The sequence below is a fragment of the Leptolyngbya sp. PCC 6406 genome, from assembly GCF_000332095.2.
In the GTDB taxonomy this organism is placed as follows: domain Bacteria; phylum Cyanobacteriota; class Cyanobacteriia; order Phormidesmidales; family Phormidesmidaceae; genus PCC-6406.
In genome coordinates this window covers 473,362-494,935 of record NZ_KI913949.1, presented here as the reverse complement: position 1 = coordinate 494,935, position 21,574 = coordinate 473,362, and the positions used below count along the sequence as shown (strand labels likewise).

Here is a 21,574-nt window from a genome sequence, read left to right as displayed (position 1 = left end):
TGTGTTGAAGTCCAGGTAACCCCATCGGGTTTCTTTCCCATTGTTGAGGATAACGATTAACCATGACGCAAGTGAAGCGTGCCCTGCTAACCGGCATTACAGGACAAGACGGGTCTTACCTGGCGGAATTACTTTTAGAACAAGGCTACGAGGTCCACGGCATTATTCGCCGCACCTCTACCTTCAACACCGATCGCATTGATCATATCTACGTCGATCCCCACAGCGATGATGCTCGACTGTTTCTGCACTATGGCGACCTCACCGACGGCACCATGCTGCGACGCATTTTAGAAGAGGTCAAACCCCACGAGGTCTTTAACCTGGGAGCCCAATCCCACGTGCGGGTCAGTTTTGACTCCCCAGAATACACCGTAGATACAGTCGCTATGGGCACCCTGCGTCTGCTGGAGGCCATTCGCGACTACCAGCAGCGCACCGGAGATGAGGTGCGCTTTTACCAAGCGGGTTCCTCAGAAATGTTTGGCAAGGTGCAGCATATTCCCCAGAAGGAAGATACGCCCTTTTATCCCCGCAGTCCCTACGCCTGCGCCAAGGTGTTCGCCCACTGGCAAACCATCAACTACCGCGAATCCTACGACCTCTTTGCCTGCAATGGCATCTTGTTTAACCATGAGTCGCCTCGACGGGGGGAGACCTTCGTCACCCGCAAGATTACCCGTGCCTTGGCCCGAATTGTAGCCAAGCGTCAAGACAAGATCTACATGGGCAACCTCGATGCTAAGCGGGACTGGGGCTATGCCAAGGACTATGTCCGGGCTATGTGGCTGATGCTGCAACAGGATCAACCCGATGACTATGTGGTGTCCACGGGGGAGACCCATTCTGTACGGGACTTTCTAGACATCGCCTTTGGCCATGTCAACCTGGACTGGCAAGATCATGTGGAATTTGATCCGCGTTACCTGCGACCTACAGAAGTGGATCTCCTGATTGGAGATTCCTCTAAAGCCCGCAAAACCTTGGGATGGGAACCTTCCGTCACCTTTGAGGGCTTGGTGAAGCTGATGGTGGAGGCAGATCTGCAAGCCCTGGGGATTAACCATACAACGGGTAATGGTGATGGCCTCTTGGCCTCTGGAGACAAAGCGACGGTACGGCGAGAGGCACAACAGGCGATTTCTTGACAATGGAAAACACCATGAATCTGGCAAGTAAGCGTATTGTCGTCACCGGGGGGGCCGGGTTTCTGGGGCAACAGGTGATTGCCCAGTTACACCAAGCTGGGGTTGACCCCGCCAAAATTACCGTCCTGCGATCGCGGGAGTATGACCTGCGCCAGTGGGATGCCTGTGAGCGGGCTGTGGCCCAGCAGGACATCGTCATCCACCTAGCGGCCCACGTCGGCGGCATCGGGTTGAATCGAGAAAAGCCAGCGGAATTGTTCTACGACAATTTGATGATGGGGACACAACTCATCCACGCCGCCTATCAGGCTGGCGTAGAGAAATTTGTCTGTGTGGGCACTATCTGCGCCTACCCCAAGTTCACCCCCATCCCCTTCAAGGAAGATGACCTCTGGAATGGCTATCCAGAGGAAACCAATGCCCCCTATGGCATTGCCAAAAAGGCGTTGCTGGTTCAACTTCAAGCCTACCGAGATCAGTATGGCTTCGATGGCATTTACCTGCTGCCGGTGAACCTCTACGGCCCCCAGGACAATTTCGATCCCCGCAGTTCCCACGTCATCCCAGCCCTGATCCGCAAGGTCTATGAGGCTCAGCAGGCGGGGCAAACCCAACTGGCTGTGTGGGGAGATGGCAGCCCCACCCGCGAGTTTCTCTACTCGGAGGATGCCGCGCGGGGAATTGTCATGGCGACTCAGCACTATAGCGGGGCTGAACCCGTAAATTTGGGCACCGGCCAGGAAATTACCATCCGTACCCTGGTAGAGACGATCTGCGAGGTTATGGGCTTTACCGGCACCCTGGTTTGGGAAACCGATAAACCCAACGGCCAACCCCGCCGCTGTCTAGACGTAGAACGAGCCCGCCAAGCCTTTGGCTTTGAGGCCCAAATGGACTTTCGCCAGGGCTTGCAAAACACGGTGGACTGGTATCGCCGTTATGGGGTTTCTTCGTAGCGGGAGGAACCTGGACGATCAAAGTTGTCTGGGTTGGGGGGATATTCCAATCCCAGACCCAACTCCAAGCCCCAACCCGTGAAGGGTAGAATTCAGACGGACTGCGATGGTCATTGGCGTAGCCGCACCAAAGGGGCTAGACCGACCCAAAGGGCCATCGCGGCAAGCGACAGAGACAGAAAGCGGTTTATCCTAATGCTTAATACCTAGGACGAGCGTCCCCGAGGATGCTCTATACCCCTGGCAGAGTGATCATCTTTCGGAAATACCATGGCTGAAGACGAGAAGAAATCCCCGACTACGGCTCCTGCCGCTGCGGCCAAGGCCAAAGCCAAGAAGGAAAAGCCCCCTGCCCCGGAGGACAAGCCCTTTGGAGAATTTATTCAAGAGCACTATCTCCCTACCCTAGCAACAGCATTGACGGAGCGAGGATTTCAGGGTACTCGCCTGAGCTTTGAGGATGCCCCCCTAGCCTTAAACCAAGCGGGCACGGAATCCTATTGGCAGGTCAGTGGTCAACTCCCCTCAAGCCAGCGCCAGTTCAGCGTAGTGTTTACCCAGGAAGATATTAAGGGGCCTAAGTTTTTCTACTGCACCGAGGGCCGCGATCGCGCCAGCACGATTGAGCAATTCATGGGAGACGAACGCAAGATCACCCTGGATCTGATGGTGCTGTACGTCCTTCAGCGACTAAACGGTCAAAAGTGGTTAGTCCGCAATTAGGGGAGCCATAGATTAAGGACAATAGAGCGTATCTCGGGTATCGCGGCCTGTGACGGGGTTCGTGCCCTGGGCCACAGCGCAAAGAAGATCATTAGTCTTGGGGTCTAGAAAGACATCGGTGAAGTCGGCCCCGTCAATGATGGCCTTGCGAAAGTCCGTATTAAAGGCATAGGAGCCCGCCAAAATAGCGTTAGTCAGGTTGGCGGCTAGGAACCGGGCTCCGTCCAGGGTGGCTCCCCGTAAGTCTGCCCCTTCCAGATTCGCCTTGGTGAGGTTGGTGTCAAAGAGGCGGACTCCCTGGAGATTGGCCCCGGTCAGGTTGACCTCTGCCATATCTGCCCGAGTGTAGTCATTGCCCCGCAGATCTTGTCCCGAAAAATCCCTCATGCGGAGGTTTTGACGGTCAAAGCTTTCGGCTTGGGCTACGGGAGAGATAACCACAACCATCAACAACACCGCTAAGCCAGTCAGTATCCATCGCCGTGCGATGGATACTGACTGGCCAAAGGCCATCGCACTTATATCTGTCCTTGGCATCACTTTCACCCCATCTCTGCTCAGTAGCTTCGATCCTACTAGGCCGGGGTTCGCTTGCAACAGTCCTTGAACTTGGGACACTTACCCGCCATCACCGCAGCAGGATCAAGCTCACCAGAAACTTTAACTCTGCTTAATATTTAGCATCGCATTTTAGAAGTCTTCATGAAGTAGCCCCAGAGAAAATACGGATCTTAGACAAATAAATTTATTGTTTTAGAGGGTAACTTGCGTAGGACTTCGCAGGAGCTGATGCCTCCGTCCACCCTAGCGGAATGAGTCAGCCAAACCTATCGGGTGCAGGACGTACCGCAGCTCAAGCTCATTACTCAGCAGCGGTCATCCAGTCAGTACACATACACCACGGGAATTTTGTTGTGCGGGCTCAGGGTAACCAGCCTAGAAGAGAGAGGCGACAGGCCCTACAGGCTTTGCCGCCGCCGCCGCGCCTGCGGACGGCACGATTTCAGTTCCTCTATACCTTTGAGTCTGGAGGGCAGTTAGAGGGCTGGTTAGAGGGAGATCACCTCTGGAATCGGCCCAATCTGGTGTTCAATCTGCGATCGCTAACAGCAGCGTATCAGGATCTCAACCTGCGATCGCCCCTCTACTTCGATACCGTATACGGGCAGTGCAACCTAGATTTTCCCGGTGCGCTCTTCTCCGGCTCCAACGCTGCCACCCATGGTTTTTTCAGTTTCAACTACCGCAGCTTGGAAGCGATCGTTTACGACCAGCAGGCCGGGGGTTGGCTGGCCGAGGGCTGGAATCCCAGCCAGTGGCAAATTCAGCAACTAACCCCAGTCAAGTCTGTCGGCATACCTGCTGCATCGTTGCTGGTCAAACAAAGCGCCTAACGTAGCGTTATAGCGGTTCCCTAATGTATGAGGTACACCTCAACTTAATGACACTTTGGCGAACAAGGGGCTTAAGCCCCTTGCCTGTACTTAACCCGAGTGAGAACCACTATAGCCAGGTCTAACAGTCCTAAGGAACCCGGATCCTTAATAATGTGCAATTCTTGTGGGTCAGGCAAGATGCCTGACCATGGACAGCCGGAACGGCCAGACCACATTCTTTGATCTCACTCCTAAGAACCAGAGTAGGTCAAGGCCCGCAGGGCAAACTTAGGCAGAGCCAACATCCGTCGCCAGCGCCAGGGCTCTTGGTAGAGACGATAGAGCCACTCTAGATTATTGTTACAAAACCAGGCCGGAGCCCGTTCCTTTCGCCCTGCCCAAATGTCAAAGCTGCCCCCAACCCCAATCCAAATCGCCTGGGGACAGAGATGCTGATGGGCCTGCATCCAAAATTCCTGACGCGGCACCCCCAGGGCCAAAAGGATCACCGTTGGCTGGGTGGACTGGAGGTGGGTCTGAAAGGCTGCCTCCTCATCTGGGGTGACGAACCCGTGCTGGAGTCCCGTTACCTGCAACTGGGGATTGCGCTGCTGCCACGCAGCAGAAGCCGCTGCCGCCACACCGGGAGCCCCCCCAAAGAACACCACCGACTGATCCATTCTCAGGCTTTGCAGTACCGCTTCCGCCAGCTCAATGCCGGGACAGCGCTGAATACGTTTGCCCTTAAGGCGAAAGTAGAGCACAATCCCCGCCCCGTCAGGAATCACCAAGTCTGCCTGCTGAATCATCGCCTTGAGTTCAGGAGTGCGATCCGCCAGCATGGCCATTTCTGCATTTAGGGTGACCACTTGAGCCCCCAATCCCTGGGACTGGCGCAGCAGTAACCAGTCGGCGTACTGATCGCCGATGTGGACGGGTAACCCCATGACCGATAGCGTTGTCAACTCTCTGGATTGCAACTCACCCATAGCCTCCTCCTGCCGATTCCTGACCCATCTTAGAGTTTTCCAGCTCAATCTATGGATAGGGAGTGGGGGGGTGTTGGGGTAAATCCCGTAGGGGCAATGCCTATCCTGCCCTATGCCCTGCGGACCGGCTCCGTCCTAGCGTTAGCCTTAGCGTAGCCATGCCAAAGGCTATGGCCCGCAGGACGGGGGGTCACTTTTTCCACAGGCTGTGGAAAAAGCTGGGGAAGACGTTCTGTATTCTAGACCACAAATTTAGGGGCTTTTCGGATTTGAGATGCCCCTAAACTGACCTGGGTATGCAGTACTCTTGAACTATAAGCCCATTATGATGGGGCTATTACCTGTTGTGTACCCGTCGTAGTGCCATGGGTCGTCCACCGCTGCCGTCGCTATCCCCTGTCCATCGGTCTGATGGGCCACGACCCCATCCCCTGGGCTCGATCTGGGCTATGGTCTTGGCTGCGATCGCGGGTTCTGGAGTGGTTTGGGGTTTGGCTGTGGGACTAGGGTTGTCGGACCTAGCGGAGACCCAGAAGCCAGGGGATCCAGACCCCGTTGCCGAGATACCATCATCCCCACCGCCCCCTGCGCTCGATCCTGTGGTGCTGACCCTGGAGCCAGACCAGGACAATGTGGTCGCGACCAATTCCCTAGAAGCGGAGCTGAGGCAAGATCCGGGGAAGCAAGCTTTGAGCAAGGCTGGGGATGGGGATGGGGAATCGGAGGTGAGCGTTGATAGCCCTTGGGATCCATGGCAGGGGGGATCTTTCCCCTTAGAAAACTTTGTGGCCTACACCTCCCCCTTTGGCTATCGCCAGCACCCCTTTGGGGGGTGGCGGTTCCACTATGGGCTAGATTTGGCGGCTCCTATGGGTAGCTACATCCGTTCCTGGTGGGAGGGCAAGATTGTGGAGGTCTCCGATGACACCGCCTGCGGCACCAGTATTGTCATTGAGTCTGGAGATTGGATTCATATCTACTGCCACATGCAGGGCTATGTGGTGATTGAGCCCGATGGCGATCGCTGGCTCGTGGACAATGCCGGTGGGGTGCAGTTGCGGCAAGAGACGACGGTTTACACCGGGCAGCGCATTGGTCGGGTAGGGATGACCGGGCGCACAACGGGACCACACCTACACTGGGGCTTGAAGTACCAGAACCGTTGGGTGGACCCAGCCATGGTGGTGCGGGCGATGCTAGCGAGTCAGGGGGAGTGAGCGGAATATGACCTCTCCAACCACGGTGCGTGGGATTAGGGCGCAGTCACCGTCAGGCGGCGGGTATCAATGACCCAACCATCGGCCCCCACGATGACAGAGGAAACCCAACGCTGATCAGCCTTGCCTGGAGCCCGCCCAATCTTGAACAACCCTCCCGCCGACAGCGAATCTAAAGTGAGGGGACGAGGAGTCAAAAAGTCTTCGGAGGTTACCCCCTCCTCAAAGGCCCGCCCCAGAAGCACCCGATTGCCCAAAGGTTCTTGCACAATGGCGTCAAACCCATAGCGAGCATTCACCCGCACCGTTTCTGGCAGTTGCACCACTACGGTAGGGGCAGCATTGCCCAGGGTCAGCCGTGACTGCTCCGCCAAAACCTCCTGGGATACCAACTGACCTGCCTCTAGGCGCTGCCGCGATCGCACCGTTGCCCGCAGGGTAAAATTCCGTCCATCCTCCAGCCGGGTGCCCGTAATTGTCGTCAGGGTTTCCACCACGAACCCACTGCCCATTGGCTCCCAAGACAGGAGTTCTACGTCGTACTGCAAATTTTGATAGGCTGCCCAGACTTCCCCGAGGGTCGCCGCATATTGGCTACGGTCAAAGCCATCGCCATGGACGAAGCCCGCTCCATAAAAAGCCATCACGCTCTCTAAATCCTGGGCATTAGCCGCCGCCTCAATCTGGGCCAAGGTATCTGCCACCTCAGGAGGCGCAGTTTCGGCAGGTGCCGCTATTGCTGCTCGGGGAGCACTCCAGCCCCAACAGGCTGCGCCCACCACCAGTACCGACGCTACAGACCATAGCCGACCTGCCATATTTCCTATCCTCACGCAATACCCCATGACTTACCCTGCATTTTCTCAGACTAGCGCGGAATGCAGGGACTGTCCCTGGTTCCATCTATCCCTTGTCATCGGGGAGCATGGGTTTCTCTTCTGGCAAATCGATATCCTTTAGCAGAGCATTGGCCGTCGGTAGGGGCAGACGACTCGAAAACGCCAAAGCTGCCACCTTTTGGTTGCGCAAGTTAGCCCAAAGACTACAGTGCTCTGGAGCCACCGTTACCACCACATCGGCTCCATGCTGGGAAAGTTTGCAAGCCAGATGGTACAACCTTGCCCGACGGCTGGTTCTCCAGGTATGGAGGCGATAGTACAACTCAGACTGATAATGAATACCGTCCTGCACACTGTTGTTAAACCAAAATTTAAAGGGACTTACCTGGGTTTCCTGAATAACTTGGGGCAACACAGTGACACGCTTAGGTGTTGAAGCAGCTATAGACAGGTGCCGTTCCCGAGGGGAAGACAATGGGGTAAGCCCCCAAAATCCATCCGTAGCTAACATGATTCCCATAGAGAGTGCCCTAATCTAAGGTATTGATGTACACGGACTGGCTACAGCAAACCATTGGGATTTGTCCAGACCACAACCTTCAATCGTCACGCCACGCCATTACGGGAGTCTCAAGGCCCGATTCCAAAGACGAGAAGGAAACTCGGTAGGACTGCTTGACCAGAGCAGATTGGATGAGAGAGGTAAGGACATCGTCGGTCAAGGGCTTGACTAAAAAGCCATCCAAATCAGGCGTTTCTTCCTGGGGCTCCCAATTGGGGTGGGTTGAGTCCGTCAGAGCCAAAATGGTGGCTTCCGTCGCCTGGGTAACCTGCCGCAAGGTATGTACTTGGGCCTTGACCCAATTTTGGTCATCCCCCACTAGGATGACCAAACAGGGAGGAGCCTGTTGGGCTTGAGCAATCGCCTGTTCTGAAGAAGAGGCAACGTATACAGGGCAGCGTACTGAGGTCAGGGGCAAATCTGTTTGGGTTAGCCACTGATATTGCTCATCAATAATGAGAACGTAATTGCGTGAGGGGACCATTACTTACCAGGGTGTTAGACAATCTCAAGGAAAATTTCAGGAGCACTTAGTACTGGGCGGCGGAAATACCCTGGCCGTTCCATCGTGACACACTCGGCCCCTCACCCTAGCCCTCTCCCAAGGGGAGAGGGGACCGGAAAAAGTTGAGCTGGTGCGACAATAGTGGGCTGATTTACGCCCTGCGGTACTAGTGTTCCGTCAGGAAAATTTTGATGGGTCGAAGACCCTCAAAATTCAACCCCAACTAAACTCCAGGGTTTCGGTCACCCGTCAATCATTAATTGACTGAACACAAGTACTCGACGGCGTAAATAAGCCTTGCCCAAGTCCAGAAGTGAAGTTTTCCCGGTGGGGAAACTCCAGATTTCGAGCTGGACTTGGTATAACCAGCATTGCGCCGTTATATTGATGACCTGCCCTAGGGCTAAATATCACAATGTTCTACAGAGAACCCAAATTTATTACTCCCTATTGTTCTGCACTCGTGGGGAAAAGATGGGATTTAAGCAGTTTTTTTTCAGATTTACAGAAGTCAACAAAACGCAGTATCCAGTAATTTCTTGTCTTAAAACTATTTTTTAGGCGTAATGATTGCTCCATCTTAAGGATTAATTTCAAAGGCGTGTATATTATCTAGTTGCTTGAATTGACTGAGCACTAGTGCAGCGTCAAGCTGCGATTTGTAGGCTGGGTTAGCGCTAGCGTGACCCAGCAAAACCCTTGCCTGTGCTGGGTCTCACTTCGTTTGACCCAGCCTACATCAATCACAAATTGAAGGTTGACAGACCACTAGGGTGCTAGGCGGGCTTTTTTGAGACGATTGTCTTCATACCAAGCCGCGATCGCAGGTACCCAGGTTTGAAAATGGGGCCAGATACATTCACAGAGCTTTTGGGCCTCTAGCTGGGCATCGGCTTTCCAGCGCAAGTCTAGAAGATGCATCAGCGATCGCACATTTGCCGACATCACCCAATGCTGCCGCACATCAAAGGGAATTAATCCCCGCGCATGTTCCTCCGCAAAACCTTGTTCAATTCGTACTTTGTAACGGCGACAGGCTTCTAAACACCACTCGATATCCTGCTGTCGCTGCTCCGCAGTGTATTCATACTTCTTGCCCTGACGGTCGGCATAAAAACCCAGAGGCCGGAGATAAAAGACTTCTTCAACCTCAAGCTTGTCATCCGCAACATCCACAACCCGTTGCCCGGTGTAGCGGAAAGAATTGTGGACAACCACGCCGTTAGCCACAAAGTTATGCCAGGAACCTTCGACTTCCAGATCGTAGGTGGTCTGCATACCCAGGTATTCAACCGAAACCACCTGAACCGGGTGAGCTTTGAGCTTACGCCCCGTTGGCGTTGGCTTAGCTGCCCAAAACATAGAACATCCTGCTAGGGCCGCGATGTCATCGACGTAAAGCCCTTGGGCAAGCTGGGCCTGGAGCCACGCTTTGTCGCGATAAAGGCCATTGCCTGCAACGGTCTTAAGCCCGCGCCACCGTCCTGAGGGCAACTTGAGCTGAAATTGTTTGGCCCAGTGACGAATAACCTCGACAGAACACCCACACTGCTCGGCAATTTGTTTCGCTGTTAAGCCCTGGTTGACCTGGGCTTTTAACCAAGGCTCCTGACTGTAGAGGGCATCGGGGCGTACAACACCGTTGGTCATCAGTTCACAAGTTTTAGTAACCGCCAGCACCTGATTGTCGGCATCGGCAATTAACCCCAGAGCATCTCCCATGCGCTGCCAACCTTGGGAGGTATAGAGGCGATGGTTGGTGGTGCAGTCGAGGGTTTTACCATCGGCCAGGGTGAGGCGATAGACCGGCTGCAAGCCGCTACACATGACATCTTGAATGTGGCCAAGTTCAAAAATGTCTGTTTCTTCATTCAGAACCCGCAGACGCATTTTCTTGAGACGAGTTTTGCAATCGCGGCGATAGGTGCCGGGGGGTTCGCCCTTGCACCCACGAATTTTGCGTTCTCGGCTTGCTTGCTCGCCGTTAGTCCACAAATCGTACAGCTCAGCAATTTTGATTTTTCTTAGACCCCCAGAGGCGTGAACGAAAGTCACCTCAGTATCACCAGCAAGACACTGCACATCAAAGCTCACGCCAACCCTGTGAGTGCGGATCTGTTGCATGGTGCTGTGGGGAAACCAGCCACAGTTGAGCACAATTTGGGGATGCTCTAGGGGGCCATAGTGACCGCGTCCGCCCTTGAGGAGGTTTTTGATCACCAGTTCGCCACAGCGGGATTCATCGGGCCAGCGATCGCGCTCTCGGGTTACAAATTCCTCTGCATAGTCCTGGTGCATCGCCGCATAGATGGTCTGCTGCGGGTTGGGGGTTTGGGTAATGACTTCGACTGCAAAGCGATCCATAGGATTTAGAGAAGGGCGGCTAGCTAGGGTGATCGGGATATAGCGGTTCCCTAATGGATGAGGGACACCTCAACTTAATGACACTTCGGCGAACAAGGGGCTTAAGCCCCTTGCCTGTCCTTAGCCCGAGGGAGAACCGCTATATAACAGCTAGATATTAGTATTTCGGTGGGGCGATGCCCCGCATCCTTTTAGAACCCTCAAGGATTCGAGCCATAGTGTTTTAGTCCTCGGGGGCCGCAAGCCCTGGGGCCAAGGCCGCTACCAGGCGCTGGATGTGGGTCTCTTCGTGGGTGGCCATCAGGGTCAGGCGGAGGCGGCTAGTAGGTACCGTCGGGGGACGCACGGCAGCCACCCAGACTCCAACCTCTCGGAGGTGCTGCCCCCAGGCCAGGGCCGTAGCAGCATCCGCCACCTCCAGACAGACAATGGGGGACTCGGAGGGGAGGCGACGGCGGATCCCCTCCGGTGGGGCTGCTGCCAACAGGGCATCCAGTTCAGTGGAGAGTTGCTGTACCCGTTGCCAGAGCCGTGCGCGCCGTTCTGGCTCTGTATGGATCACCTGGATGGCCGCTAGGGCCGCAGCGGTGTCCGCTGGAGACAATCCTGTGGTGTAGATCCAACTGGCGGCTCGGTTCCGGAGCAAATCCATTAGGGTGGCCGACCCAGTGACATAGCCCCCCAAGCTCCCCAGAGCCTTGCTGAGGGTGCCGACTTGGATCAGCGATCGTCCCCGACAGCCTAAATACTCCACAGCTCCAGCCCCAGTTTTTCCCAGTACCCCAGTGCCGTGGGCTTCATCCACCAACACCATCGCTCCATGGGTGTCAGCTAGATCCAAAATCTCCGGCAGAGGGCACAAATCCCCATCCATACTGAAGACGGTATCGGTAAGGATCAGGCAACGGCGATACTGCTGGCGCTGGGTTTCCAGGTGGCGGCGCAGGTCATCACTGTCTCCGTGGGCATAGGTACAGACCGTGGCTCCACTAAGGCGGGCTCCATTGATCAGGCTGGAGTGGTTGTACTGATCGGAGAGCACGAGATCCCGACTGCCGACTAGGGCGCTGATGGTGCCCAGATTGGCGCTGTAACCAGAGCTGAAAACGATGGCGTCCTCGGTGCCCTTCAGATCTGCGATCGCACTTTCCAACTGACGATGGATAGGACGATGACCGCTGAGCAACCGCGATCCCGTACTGCCGGTGCCGTAGGTCCGAATCGCCGCGATCGCCGCCGCCGCCAGACGCGGATCCCCCGCCAGCCCCAGGTAATCGTTGCTGGCAAAGTTCAGCATCGGTTGGTTGGCCCAGGTCACCACTGGCCCCGGCAAACCATCTAGGGGCGACACAACCCGATGCCAGTGGGCCTTATGAAGGGTAGCTAAGGACTGATCGATCCAATCGTAGGGACTCGGAGAAAGGGCCATAGCTGAAATCGTTGAGTGTATTAATCTAAATTAATATTGGTGAAGTTTAAATCCGTGGCAGTCATCAATGGCAGCAATCAGCAGTAGTAATCAGCAGTAGCGTGGTAGTACGGCACAATTAATTAGGCTTAAGTTAATTAAGCTCAGTTATTAGGACTAGCGAAAAACTATGGGTGAAGCCAAAAATGTACTCGGTGAAGCGCTACAACCCTGTTCCACAGACCCCATGACCGGGTTCTATCGGGATGGTTGCTGTCATACCGGAGCCGAAGATCACGGCCTCCATGTGGTCTGTGCCCAAATGACAGAATCCTTTTTGTCCTATACCCGTGCCCAGGGCAATGATCTCTCCACTCCTGTGCCCGCCTACAACTTTCCTGGACTGAAACCGGGCGATCGCTGGTGCCTATGCGCCACTCGCTGGCGGGAAGCCCTCAACGACGGTGTTGCCCCCCCAGTAGTTCTAGCCGCCACTCACCTCGCGGCTTTGGAAATCCTAGAGATCATCGATCTTCGAGCCCATGCCCTCGATCCCTAGTACTCTGCGGCGTAAATACCCTGGCCGTTCCATCGTGGCACACTCGGCCCCTCACCCTAGCTCTCTCCCACGGGGAGAGGGGACCGGAAAAGGTTGGGCTGGTGCGACAGTAGTAGGCTGATTTACGCCCTGCGGTACTAGACCCTTTCAAGGGGCATTTCAATCCGCATACTTAAATCCAACCAGGGTGACCGCGTAATCGGGGCACTGGTGGAAATATAATCCACGCCAGTCTCCGCCACTGGACGGAGAGTATCGAGGGTGATGTTGCCAGAAGCTTCAATGGGGACGGGGCGATCGCTCTGGCGAATTAGGGCGACGGCCTGCCGCATCAGGTCCAGAGGCATATTATCCAGCATGATGATGTCTGCCCTTGCGATCAGAGCTGACTGGACCTGATCTAGGGTTTCTGTTTCCACCTCAATCGTGAGGGGATAGGGAATTCGCTGGCGAATCTGGTCCACAGCGGCTTGGATGCCCCCAGCAGCAGCGATATGGTTTTCCTTGACCATCACCCCGTCATCGAGACCCATGCGATGATTCCTGGCCCCACCAACCCAGGTGGCGTACTTTTCCAAAAGTCTGAGTCCCGGTGTTGTTTTCCGGGTATCTACAAGTTGAGTAGGGAGATCAGAAATGCGATCGCAATATTGCCGCGTCATAGTGGCAATACCGCTGAGACGCATGGCCAGGTTCAACGCCACTCGCTCCCCCATCAGCAGGCTGCCCAGGGAACCCGTCACACCCGCAATCTTCTGCCCCGGTTCACAGGTTGCCCCATCTTCTACAAGGAGCGCAAACTGCACAGTCCCATCCAAGAGTTGAAACACTCGCCGCGCCACGGATAACCCCGCCACAACTCCCGTCGCCTTAGCCACCCACTGAGCCTCCCCGAGGGTGTGAATGCAGCTCCCCAGTCCCTGGGTCGTGCGATCACCCCGACCAATATCCTCCTGCAACCACTGCCGCAACAACGGGTCCAAAACCAGATCCAAGGGCACCACGGCGATCCCTCCACAACGTCACCTTAGTATCTTCGCAGTAAGGCCAAAGCGGAGCGCGTAGGACAAATGTGAGGAAATTCTAAAGAAACCCCTATTTGGGGGGGTCAAGGGTTGACAACATTGGGACAAAACTGTAAATTTAGATACAGAAAGCAAAACGTTCATCTCTAAAGCAACTTGCAGCAGAGACGGAAGTAAGGATATTCCTGAAGGAACGCGCCTCTTTCCCTTCAACCAGTTGTGATTTTGAGGCGACAACTATGAACTTGCGTTATCGCGGTGTTGACTATCAACCCAACCAAAGCAATCTAGAAACCACAGAAGAAGTCATCGGTCGTTACCGGGGCGCAGTGGTAACCCGTCGAGTAACTAATCAAGGGGCTAAGACCCATCCCCAAGGGCTTAAGTACCGGGGCGTGGACATCCACTAAACCTGTACGGGTTCTGGCCTCTGAGCCCACGTTCCTGAGTCCCTTAGTGATTCTGGCCCGTGAAGCTATCGTCAACAGCCAGAGCTGATATTGCTCATCAAGCGACAAAAGCGGCATCCAAACAGATGCCGCTTTTGTCGTTTTTTTCACACCTCCAGACCTACAACTCTGGCCCTATGGCGAAAATCCGTCCCCATGACTAGGATTGCCCAGATATCCCCATGGAGGGAGAAGAGGGGCACCTAGGACAAAATCGCCCTTAATCGCCCTTAAATGAGGCTCAAAACTCGTATAGACAGCCCATGGGCTGTCTATACGAGTTTCCCGGCAGGGGATTTATAGATGAGTTCCAGGCTGCCTAGGCGGCATCCTCACGCTCAACATACAAAAATAAGAACGCCATGGTCGCGGCGGGAAAAACAATGCCCACCAGAGGAACTAGGACGGAGGGTAGAAATGAAGCTGCCATATCAGATTTCCTATCGCATCCTTCAACACAGATTAAATGTCCCCGACTTAACCCGCCGCAGAGGCTCTACAGCCCGCTAAATTAGGGAACTTCTCGACTAGATTACTGTGAAATGGTGGGAAATACTACGATTCATGGCGGGGTCTGCTGCATTTCTTAACGTTTCTCGATGCCCTGAGGAGCAAGGCAAACCGGATCTAAATATCCTCGTCAGCGGGGAGATCTAAGAGGTGGGGCGGAATAATCGTACGGTGTAAGGCCACCTTGCGACTTTCCTGCTGATTGGTGAGGTCAATGGCAATGGCTTCAAACCGAGCCGCTAAACAGCCCATAGGCACCTGTATCTGCAACACCGTTTCCTGTCTCTCTCCCTCCAGGGGGGTCCAGGTCATCAGCCAGCGGGGTTTTTCCACCAGGCTGCGACTCTGGATATCAGTCATCCAAAACTTCACTGCTAGACGCTGAGGTAGACGCGGCAGCCGTATCACCACCGTAATCGGAGTCCCCGCAATTAGGTCACCCTCAGGCAGGTCTAGCTCTGGTACGGGCACCACAGGGATGTCCTCTAGGGCGTCTGGGCCTAGGGCTGCTGTGGGGATGTCGCTGGCTCCAGAGACCGGGGTAGGCTCTGGAAAATTGGGGTCGGCATCGTACATCACCACCTCGTGCTCAAAGGCGATGGCCTCCTGGGCGGTAGCTTCCGGGTCAATCGCAGGGGAATTGGGGACGGGCGTCGGCAGCGTTGGTAGGTTGATCTCTGGGGCGGAGGAATCTAAATCCAGGCCCGCCGCCTGCATTTCAGTTTTAAGACTAGCAGCGGAGGTATGACCATCCTGAGCCAAGGCACTCAGCCGTGACCAAAAGCGATCTTGCAGCCTTAACGCTTGGAAGTCGGGGTCGGTGGAAGCATTCATGTCTCCCGTATCTCCCGTGAAAGCTGGAACATCGGCTGCGGTAGCCGCCTCTGCTGGAAAGCTCGGAGCCGGAGGTTCCTTAACAAAATTGGGGAGGTCAAGGGGGCGGTCCACGGGAGCATCAGGTGCAGTTTCCGGAGGTAGGGATGCCACTGCCAAGGGGGGCAGTTCCAGGGCTCGATCTGGACGGTTGGGGTTGGCGGGGTGGGACGTGCGCACCGTCTGGTTAGGTAGGGCGGGCAGTGCGATGGCCCCTTTGGGCCGGTCTCTGACCATCGCGGATGGAATTCCCCTGGTACTCTCTGGGCGATGGATTTGGGGGGGCAGGGTAAGACCAGTGGTGGGCAAGTAAATCTGTCGGAAGGGAATATCTCGGGGGCGGGGTATCTGAAGCGGCGGGGCCGGTTCCTGAACTGAGGCTGTTGTCTCGGGGGACGCCGTTGCCACAAAGGGATCCAGACGACCCTGTTCCCCTTGGTTCGCCACCACCTCTAGGAGGGTATCGAGGTTGATGGTGATGGTGAATCCCTGAAGGGCAATAACCTGCTCTGGTGGTGTGCCCTGCCAGAGACTCATTTCTCCCACCAGAAGACGGGTGGGTTGGTGTTCCGGGAGGGGCACCGTCAGGGTAAACGGCCCTTGATCGAGGGGCAGCGATCGCGATAGACGACTGACGATGGCCCCGGTCTCTGGGTTGCGAAGCTGTACCCAGAGATGGGCATTTTCCCCCAGGGTCATGGGCTCTTCTGCCGCTGCAACCACCTCTCCCCGTAACACCACAGGAACACCCTGGCGCGCCACCAAAGCCTGTTGTTCTAGGCGCAGCCGTAGGGGTAGAGCCGTAAGTTGGGCCGTGTCAAGGTCCGGGGGAGCCTCAGCGGTGGGAATCAAATCTCCCGGTGCAGACGTGAGCGGGACCCCAGGGGAATCCTGGTTTGCCGGATGAGCCAGATTGGCCAATTCTGGAATCTGGCCTAAATCCTGAGCAGGGTCCGGCAGTTCCCAGTCAGGAGCCCAACCTTCGGGATCTGCCTCCACGGGAAGGACTTGGAGCTGGACACCGTATTCCCATGCCTCGGCTCTGGCCTCGGCAGCGCGACAGCGCACGGTCCAGGTTCCCGCCACCAAATGAGTGAAGGGCATGACGGCCATCAGTCCCTCCCCATTGGTCTGGCCTTGGCGCTTCAATCCCCGGCGCTTGGGAGGCTGGGTATCCTGAACAACTTGAATCAATTGCACCTCTACCGCCGTGTTGTGGTGACTGGTGTGGGCGACGATGCGATAGCGCCCCTCCAGGATTTCCACATGGGTGGTTTCTAGGGGCAGCCAACTGCGATCGCCCTCTTGCTGTAGTAGGAACTCCCAATAGGCCATAACCCACGCTGCCGCCCGCTAGTGAAATACTAATTAGTGGAATACTAATTATTTGGTGTTGGTGCAATTCTAAGGAGTAGAAGTATAGCGGTGATCCTAGCGGGTTACCCTAGTTCCGGCAAATTCTTGCTCTCCTTCGGCCAGCGCCAGAACCGCCACACAAAGGCTCCTAGTACCGTGCGGTGTAAATACTCTGGCCGTCCTATCGTGGCACACCTCGGTCTCTCACCGTTCGGCTGAGCTCACTATGGCTAGGTTGCTCCTCCGGAGCAACGGACCCAACCCAAAATGTTGGGTAATGCCCGGAAGAAACAGAGGGAAGCCTGTCATTCCGAGCGAAGGGAGGAATCTCGGTCTGGCTCACGGAGATCTGAGTTCGACTTAAGCTTCGCTGCCCATCCGCCAGGGAATAAATTGCCCTGGCTCATAGCAGAAGTCCGTTAAAACGGACTCGCCCCCCTATTCCCAGCCCAGCTCCCAGTCCATTTTTAATGGACTTAAGCCTGTTAGCCGGGAATTTTGAATTCCCGGCGGGGTGACAGCGCTGATACCGCATTGACGTTTTTTAGCCCCCTACTCCTTGTCGAGCTCAGGTCACGGAGGGAAGTTTCTGAGAAGTCGCTCCGCGAACAACATGACAATCCGCCTGTCATTCCGAGCGCAGGGGGAAATTTGGGTCCTGCCCACAGAGGGGAGTTTCTTAGAAGCCGCTACGCGAACAGGGCAAGCAAGAGATTGCTCCTACGGATCCAGATCAATATCGGTCACCCGCAAACTGGGTAGGGCGGGTTTTGAGCCTCCCATTTTGGATTTCCCAGTCAATACGAGCCAAACCCGCCCCTACGGCGACATTCTGCATTGGGCGCGGTTTCCGCGCCCCTACACCATCACCTGTCACCCCCTGCATTGGGCGCGGAAACCGCGCCCCTACGGGTAATTCAATTCAAAACGAAACGACTGGATTACCCGGTACGGGGCAGGGCGGGTTTTGCCAGCTCATTCCTGAATCACCCACCCAATCCCGGCTAAACCCGCCCCTACGAGACATTCCATTCAAAACTCAAAACTCAAAACTCAAAACTCAAAATTCCTGCCACCCCCTGCATTGGGCGCGGGCACTGCGCCCCTACCCCATCACCCCCCTACCCCATCACCTCCCTACCCCATCACCCCCCTACCCCATCCACCCCAATATCGGTCACCCGCCCACCGGGCAACCACAAGGGATTGCCCCTACGGCGACATTCTGCATTGGGCGCGGAAACCGCGCCCCTACCCCCACCTCACGGAGCAAGAGAATAGCGATCGCGGCCCTTTTGCTTCGCTTCATACAGGGCTTCGTCCGCCGCCTGGAGCAGGGTCTTGGCAAAGTCTCGCGCCTGGGGGCAACGGCTAGCAATCCCAAAGCTGAGGGTGACCCGATCGCTCACCAACGAGGTGCGATGGGGCAGGTATCGATCATGGAGGGCCTGCTGAATCGATTCCACCACCGCGATCGCACCCGTCACCGTGGTATTGGGCAGCACCATGACAAATTCCTCTCCCCCAAAGCGGGCTACCAGGTCAGCGGGGCGCTGCATGGCCCCTTGCAGCGCCGCTGCCACCTGGGCTAGACACTTATCCCCCATGACGTGGCCATAGGTGTCGTTGTAGCGCTTGAAGTGGTCCACATCGCACAGAACCAAGGTCAGAACCGTCTGGTCGCGGTGAGCCCGCTTCCATTCCTGGCCCAAGTGCTTCATAAAATAGCGGCGATTGGGTATGCGGGTGAGGGCATCATGGTTAGCCAGATATTCCAACTGCTGGTTAGTGACCTGCAATGTTTGGTAGAGGTGGGCCTGACGAATGGCAATGCTGAGCTTTTGGCTCAACTGCTGAAGCAAATCAATATCTGCGTGCTGCCAATGGCGAGGGCGATCACATTGCTGAATCGCCAGTAGCCCCCATAGAGTTGCTTCTTGCACAATGGGCACCACCAAATTAGCCCGCACCTGGTAGCGCTGGAGCAACTCCCGATAACAGGAGGCTAGGGGCACGGCGTCGATATCTGCGATCGCCTGCACTTTACCCCGTCGATAGGCTTGAGTCCGCTGCTCCTCCCCGAGGCAGGGCTCATCTATCGTCACGTCCTGCATCGAAGGCCAATCACCCTCCACTGCCTCCGATACCACGATCCCCCGGATCTGATCACGCCCCTGCTGCTGATCGGTAATTTGATACACGAGGACACGATCGGCCTGGAAAAAATGCAGAATGGTGAGGACTGCTGCATCCAGAATGCTCTGAATATCAAAGGTTTCCTGAATGGTGTTAGTAACCGTGGTTAACACCGCCTCCCGCGCCGCCTGCTGCTGGAGCGCCACCTCCGCCAACTTCAGATCCGTGAGATCCCGACTGGCCACCACAACCCCCGCCAGTTGCCCTGCTGAATCATAGTAGGGCGCGTAGGTGGCCCCCACAAAACGTTGCGTCCCTTCGGCAAAGGTGAGCCAGTCCTGGTAGCGGACAATTTCCCCGCGTAGAGCGCGATCTAGGCTGGGTTTAGTCACGGTATAAAACACTGCTTCCCCCAGGAGATCGGCAGCGGACTGACCTAGAATGTCCTCCCGGCGTCTGTGGTGCCAGTCGAGGTAAACCTGGTTCACCATCTGATAGGTGTAATCAGGAGCCACTAGGGCCATAGCATCGGGGATAGCCGACACAATTCGCTCATACTGCCGCAGGGCTTCCTCCGCCTGCTTGCGGGGGGTAATATCCACATCCACGCCGACAAAGCGTAGGGGGCGTCCCCCTTGATCTCGCACCACTTGACCCTGGCTGGCCAACCAATGTTGAGTCCCATCCGCTTTGAAAAAGCGAAACTCTATATTGTAGGGCACCTCCTGCTGGATACTGGCCTGCACCGCCGCTTCCACGCGCTCTACATCCGCCGGATGCAGTAAGGGCCGCACTTGTTCGATCATGACCAGGGTACCGGGGGCAAAGCCCAACAGGGTTTCTAGACTTTCAGAACAGGTCACCTGACCCGTGACCAAGTTCCAGTCCCAACTGCCCATCCCGGCCCCCTCCAAGGCGAGGCGCAACCGCTCCTCATTGCTGCGTAGGGCCAGTTCGTACTGCTGTCGGGCCGTAATGTCTTCGTAGACAATGGCCACCCCATAGTTGGACAGGGGAATCGGGGTGGCGGTGACATTCAACCAACGGAGGGTATCATCGGGGCGCAGGATGCCCATTTCCACATCCGCCACGGTGCGGTTTTCCCGCAGGGCCAAGATGCCGGCATATTCCGCTGGGGGCATAATGCTGCTGTCTGGGTGCAGCATCTGCCAGGGGCTAGAATCACAGCTACGACCCACCAGTTCCTCACGGGAAATTCCCAACAGGGTCTCGGTGGCAGGATTAACCTCTAGAATTACTCCCTCGGCATCGGTAATGGTGATGCCCATGGGCAGGATATTGAACAGGGTTTGGTACTTTTGCTGACTAGACCGGAGTTGATTACTCATCTCCATTTGATCCGTAATATTGCGGGCCACTATGAGGACTTCGTTGGCCCTAAGGGGAACGACGCGGGCTTCATAGTAATGGGTATGAGTATTAATATTCAGACTATATTCGACGGTGCTAATATGCTGATTTTGCAGGGCTAATTGAATAGCAGCTTGGATATTTTGGGCAGTCTCTAGGGGAAATAGTGCATGAAAAGACTGGTTGAGACAGTCTGCTAGAGAGACATAGAAATCCTGCTGCTTCTCCTCCGATAGACTTACACTTTGGCATTCCAAAATGGTGCCGTCTCCCCGCACCCGAAATACCAGATCGGGAAACGCCTGGAGCATAGCCCGAAGTTCCTGATTGCGCTGCTCTAGGTCAGATTCTGCCCGTTTACGATCGCTGATATCGACATTGAAGGCGGTGACGACCCAACTCTGGCCCTCCGGTTCTGGGCGCACTGAATGGTGACTGGCAATCCAGCGCAGATCCTGCTGACCATGGTGAAACCGAAACTCCAGGGTAAAGGGTTGTCCCGATAGGATCCCTTCGTAGCAGGATTCGAGAAGGGTTTCCCGGTCTTCAGGATGGACGTGTGACAGCCAGAGGGTGTTGTCTGCCAACAGCGCCTCAGGGGAATAGTCGTAGAGATGTTGACAGCCTGGAGAGAAGTACAAGTACTCCCAGTTGCGACTTGCGAACATCCGAAACACAACAATTGCCGCCTCACTATGATCCAGGATGTCCAGTAGAACAGAGGCATCTGGATAACGGTATTCAGGAAAAGCGTCACTGTCTAAGTTGATGTTCGACAATTCAAATTGATGTTTAGAAGACTCAGAAAAAGGTGGAAATGCGAAAGAAGTACCCATTTTCATGGCACCGCCTACAAGAAGTTTTGGGAAGAGGCGATAGCGCGGCAGAGTATTCCATCTAAAAGAATCACCCTCTGATGAGGCAAAAGGAATCGCTTAGCTTAGTTTATGTTTTAGATTCTACTCAGATCTGGGGCAGGGATTGAGCTGGAACACTCTTAATGGGATTCTACAGATGGGCAAGGTTCAATGGATCCAGTCTTGTGGGGGGCTTGCATCTCAAGATCAGAGGTACGGCGAAAGGTGAACCCCTGCAAATACATCTGTAAAATCCCTACAAAATACTTGCGAAATCTGCAACAACTGAAACATGGTCAGGGGTTCTGCTACTACTATTCTTCCCTATAAACTTCAAAAAATGGAAATAAA

General features: G+C 55.4%; 19 protein-coding genes and 1 riboswitch. Of the genes, 8 read left to right on the top strand and 11 right to left on the bottom strand.

Going from position 1 to position 21,574, the window contains the following annotated elements:
• The first annotated feature begins 62 nt into the window (after nucleotides 1–62).
• From gmd to LEP6406_RS0202255, 3 genes are all read left to right on the top strand, one after another.
• Nucleotides 63–1,148, top strand: coding sequence for a GDP-mannose 4,6-dehydratase (gene gmd, locus LEP6406_RS0202265; protein WP_008308424.1), 1,086 nt, complete (start codon nucleotides 63–65; stop codon nucleotides 1,146–1,148).
• Nucleotides 1,149–1,162: 14 nt separating this feature from the next.
• A complete protein-coding gene (locus tag LEP6406_RS0202260) occupies nucleotides 1,163–2,104 on the top strand; it encodes a GDP-L-fucose synthase family protein (RefSeq protein ID WP_008308423.1) in 942 nt (313 codons plus the stop codon).
• Between the two features lie 270 nt (nucleotides 2,105–2,374).
• Nucleotides 2,375–2,827 (top strand): DUF2996 domain-containing protein, encoded by a 453-nt coding sequence (locus LEP6406_RS0202255; RefSeq protein WP_008308421.1) that lies wholly within the window; start codon nucleotides 2,375–2,377, stop codon nucleotides 2,825–2,827.
• Between the two features lie 12 nt (nucleotides 2,828–2,839).
• Here LEP6406_RS0202255 and LEP6406_RS0202250 read toward each other — a convergent pair whose 3' ends face one another.
• Nucleotides 2,840–3,364, bottom strand: coding sequence for a pentapeptide repeat-containing protein (locus LEP6406_RS0202250; protein WP_225886396.1), 525 nt, complete (start codon nucleotides 3,362–3,364; stop codon nucleotides 2,840–2,842).
• Nucleotides 3,365–3,639: 275 nt separating this feature from the next.
• Here LEP6406_RS0202250 and LEP6406_RS0202245 point away from each other — a divergent pair, with 275 nt between their 5' ends.
• Nucleotides 3,640–4,221, top strand: coding sequence for a hypothetical protein (locus tag LEP6406_RS0202245; RefSeq protein ID WP_155834609.1), 582 nt, complete (start codon nucleotides 3,640–3,642; stop codon nucleotides 4,219–4,221).
• Nucleotides 4,222–4,454: 233 nt separating this feature from the next.
• Here the strand turns inward: LEP6406_RS0202245 and LEP6406_RS0202240 are convergent, their stop codons facing one another.
• Complete coding sequence (locus LEP6406_RS0202240) at nucleotides 4,455–5,192, bottom strand: WecB/TagA/CpsF family glycosyltransferase (protein ID WP_008316308.1); 738 nt, start codon at nucleotides 5,190–5,192, stop codon at nucleotides 4,455–4,457.
• Between the two features lie 360 nt (nucleotides 5,193–5,552).
• Between LEP6406_RS0202240 and LEP6406_RS34010 the strand changes: the two genes are divergently transcribed.
• Both LEP6406_RS34010 and LEP6406_RS31830 read left to right on the top strand, forming a co-directional pair.
• Entirely contained in the window at nucleotides 5,553–5,699 is a 147-nt protein-coding gene (locus tag LEP6406_RS34010; RefSeq protein WP_225886394.1) for a hypothetical protein, read from the top strand.
• On the top strand, nucleotides 5,690–6,409 hold the full coding sequence (locus LEP6406_RS31830; RefSeq protein ID WP_317133869.1) for a M23 family metallopeptidase: 720 nt from the start codon (nucleotides 5,690–5,692) through the stop codon (nucleotides 6,407–6,409). The genes LEP6406_RS34010 and LEP6406_RS31830 overlap by 10 nt, the downstream gene beginning before the upstream one ends.
• Nucleotides 6,410–6,444: 35 nt before the next feature.
• Here LEP6406_RS31830 and LEP6406_RS26295 read toward each other — a convergent pair whose 3' ends face one another.
• The 5 genes from LEP6406_RS26295 to bioF form a co-directional block, all read right to left on the bottom strand.
• Nucleotides 6,445–7,227: a hypothetical protein gene (locus LEP6406_RS26295; protein WP_008316312.1), complete on the bottom strand. Its 783-nt coding sequence runs from the start codon at nucleotides 7,225–7,227 to the stop codon at nucleotides 6,445–6,447.
• Nucleotides 7,228–7,312: 85 nt separating this feature from the next.
• A complete protein-coding gene (locus LEP6406_RS0202225; protein WP_008316313.1) occupies nucleotides 7,313–7,768 on the bottom strand; it encodes a hypothetical protein in 456 nt (151 codons plus the stop codon).
• Nucleotides 7,769–7,847: 79 nt separating this feature from the next.
• Nucleotides 7,848–8,294 (bottom strand): hypothetical protein, encoded by a 447-nt coding sequence (locus LEP6406_RS0202220; RefSeq protein ID WP_008316315.1) that lies wholly within the window; start codon nucleotides 8,292–8,294, stop codon nucleotides 7,848–7,850.
• Between the two features lie 789 nt (nucleotides 8,295–9,083).
• Nucleotides 9,084–10,679 (bottom strand): FAD-dependent thymidylate synthase, encoded by a 1,596-nt coding sequence (thyX, locus tag LEP6406_RS0202215; protein WP_008307763.1) that lies wholly within the window; start codon nucleotides 10,677–10,679, stop codon nucleotides 9,084–9,086.
• A 223-nt stretch (nucleotides 10,680–10,902) separates the two neighbouring features.
• A complete protein-coding gene (gene bioF, locus LEP6406_RS0202210; RefSeq protein WP_008307765.1) occupies nucleotides 10,903–12,108 on the bottom strand; it encodes an 8-amino-7-oxononanoate synthase in 1,206 nt (401 codons plus the stop codon).
• A gap of 169 nt (nucleotides 12,109–12,277) precedes the next feature.
• Between bioF and LEP6406_RS0202205 the strand changes: the two genes are divergently transcribed.
• Nucleotides 12,278–12,646 carry a DUF2237 family protein gene (locus LEP6406_RS0202205; RefSeq protein WP_008307767.1) on the top strand — a complete coding sequence of 123 codons (369 nt, stop codon included), beginning with the start codon at nucleotides 12,278–12,280 and terminating at the stop codon, nucleotides 12,644–12,646.
• A gap of 137 nt (nucleotides 12,647–12,783) precedes the next feature.
• Here the strand turns inward: LEP6406_RS0202205 and nadC are convergent, their stop codons facing one another.
• Nucleotides 12,784–13,650 carry a carboxylating nicotinate-nucleotide diphosphorylase gene (gene nadC, locus LEP6406_RS0202200; RefSeq protein ID WP_008307769.1) on the bottom strand — a complete coding sequence of 289 codons (867 nt, stop codon included), beginning with the start codon at nucleotides 13,648–13,650 and terminating at the stop codon, nucleotides 12,784–12,786.
• A 156-nt stretch (nucleotides 13,651–13,806) separates the two neighbouring features.
• Nucleotides 13,807–13,871, top strand: a riboswitch (Glutamine riboswitch).
• Between the two features lie 39 nt (nucleotides 13,872–13,910).
• Between nadC and LEP6406_RS30825 the strand changes: the two genes are divergently transcribed.
• Nucleotides 13,911–14,081: a DUF4278 domain-containing protein gene (locus LEP6406_RS30825; protein ID WP_008307771.1), complete on the top strand. Its 171-nt coding sequence runs from the start codon at nucleotides 13,911–13,913 to the stop codon at nucleotides 14,079–14,081.
• A gap of 358 nt (nucleotides 14,082–14,439) precedes the next feature.
• On the opposite strand, the gene psaI is transcribed toward LEP6406_RS30825, so the two are convergent.
• From psaI to LEP6406_RS0202180, 3 genes are all read right to left on the bottom strand, one after another.
• A complete protein-coding gene (psaI, locus tag LEP6406_RS0202190) occupies nucleotides 14,440–14,550 on the bottom strand; it encodes a photosystem I reaction center subunit VIII (RefSeq protein WP_008307773.1) in 111 nt (36 codons plus the stop codon).
• 197 nt (nucleotides 14,551–14,747) lie between these two features.
• Complete coding sequence (locus tag LEP6406_RS26290) at nucleotides 14,748–16,838, bottom strand: hypothetical protein (protein ID WP_008307775.1); 2,091 nt, start codon at nucleotides 16,836–16,838, stop codon at nucleotides 14,748–14,750.
• Nucleotides 16,839–18,121: 1,283 nt separating this feature from the next.
• On the bottom strand, nucleotides 18,122–21,202 hold the full coding sequence (locus LEP6406_RS0202180; protein WP_162160840.1) for a sensor domain-containing diguanylate cyclase: 3,081 nt from the start codon (nucleotides 21,200–21,202) through the stop codon (nucleotides 18,122–18,124).
• Nucleotides 21,203–21,574 lie beyond the last annotated feature (372 nt).

Bases quoted from the DNA above. Each gene is read 5' to 3' on its own strand.
- thyX (WP_008307763.1), bottom strand. From the start codon at position 10,679: ATGGATCGCTTTGCAGTCGAAGTCATTACCCAAACCCCCAACCCGCAG.
- LEP6406_RS30825 (WP_008307771.1), top strand. From the start codon at position 13,911: ATGAACTTGCGTTATCGCGGTGTTGACTATCAACCCAACCAAAGCAAT.
- LEP6406_RS0202255 (WP_008308421.1), top strand. From the start codon at position 2,375: ATGGCTGAAGACGAGAAGAAATCCCCGACTACGGCTCCTGCCGCTGCG.
- LEP6406_RS0202180 (WP_162160840.1), bottom strand. From the start codon at position 21,202: ATGGGTACTTCTTTCGCATTTCCACCTTTTTCTGAGTCTTCTAAACAT.
- LEP6406_RS26290 (WP_008307775.1), bottom strand. From the start codon at position 16,838: ATGGCCTATTGGGAGTTCCTACTACAGCAAGAGGGCGATCGCAGTTGG.
- LEP6406_RS0202245 (WP_155834609.1), top strand. From the start codon at position 3,640: ATGAGTCAGCCAAACCTATCGGGTGCAGGACGTACCGCAGCTCAAGCT.
- LEP6406_RS0202220 (WP_008316315.1), bottom strand. From the start codon at position 8,294: ATGGTCCCCTCACGCAATTACGTTCTCATTATTGATGAGCAATATCAG.
- LEP6406_RS0202205 (WP_008307767.1), top strand. From the start codon at position 12,278: ATGGGTGAAGCCAAAAATGTACTCGGTGAAGCGCTACAACCCTGTTCC.
- LEP6406_RS0202225 (WP_008316313.1), bottom strand. From the start codon at position 7,768: ATGGGAATCATGTTAGCTACGGATGGATTTTGGGGGCTTACCCCATTG.
- psaI (WP_008307773.1), bottom strand. From the start codon at position 14,550: ATGGCAGCTTCATTTCTACCCTCCGTCCTAGTTCCTCTGGTGGGCATT.
- LEP6406_RS0202240 (WP_008316308.1), bottom strand. From the start codon at position 5,192: ATGGGTGAGTTGCAATCCAGAGAGTTGACAACGCTATCGGTCATGGGG.
- gmd (WP_008308424.1), top strand. From the start codon at position 63: ATGACGCAAGTGAAGCGTGCCCTGCTAACCGGCATTACAGGACAAGAC.
- LEP6406_RS0202260 (WP_008308423.1), top strand. From the start codon at position 1,163: ATGAATCTGGCAAGTAAGCGTATTGTCGTCACCGGGGGGGCCGGGTTT.
- bioF (WP_008307765.1), bottom strand. From the start codon at position 12,108: ATGGCCCTTTCTCCGAGTCCCTACGATTGGATCGATCAGTCCTTAGCT.
- LEP6406_RS0202250 (WP_225886396.1), bottom strand. From the start codon at position 3,364: ATGCCAAGGACAGATATAAGTGCGATGGCCTTTGGCCAGTCAGTATCC.
- LEP6406_RS26295 (WP_008316312.1), bottom strand. From the start codon at position 7,227: ATGGCAGGTCGGCTATGGTCTGTAGCGTCGGTACTGGTGGTGGGCGCA.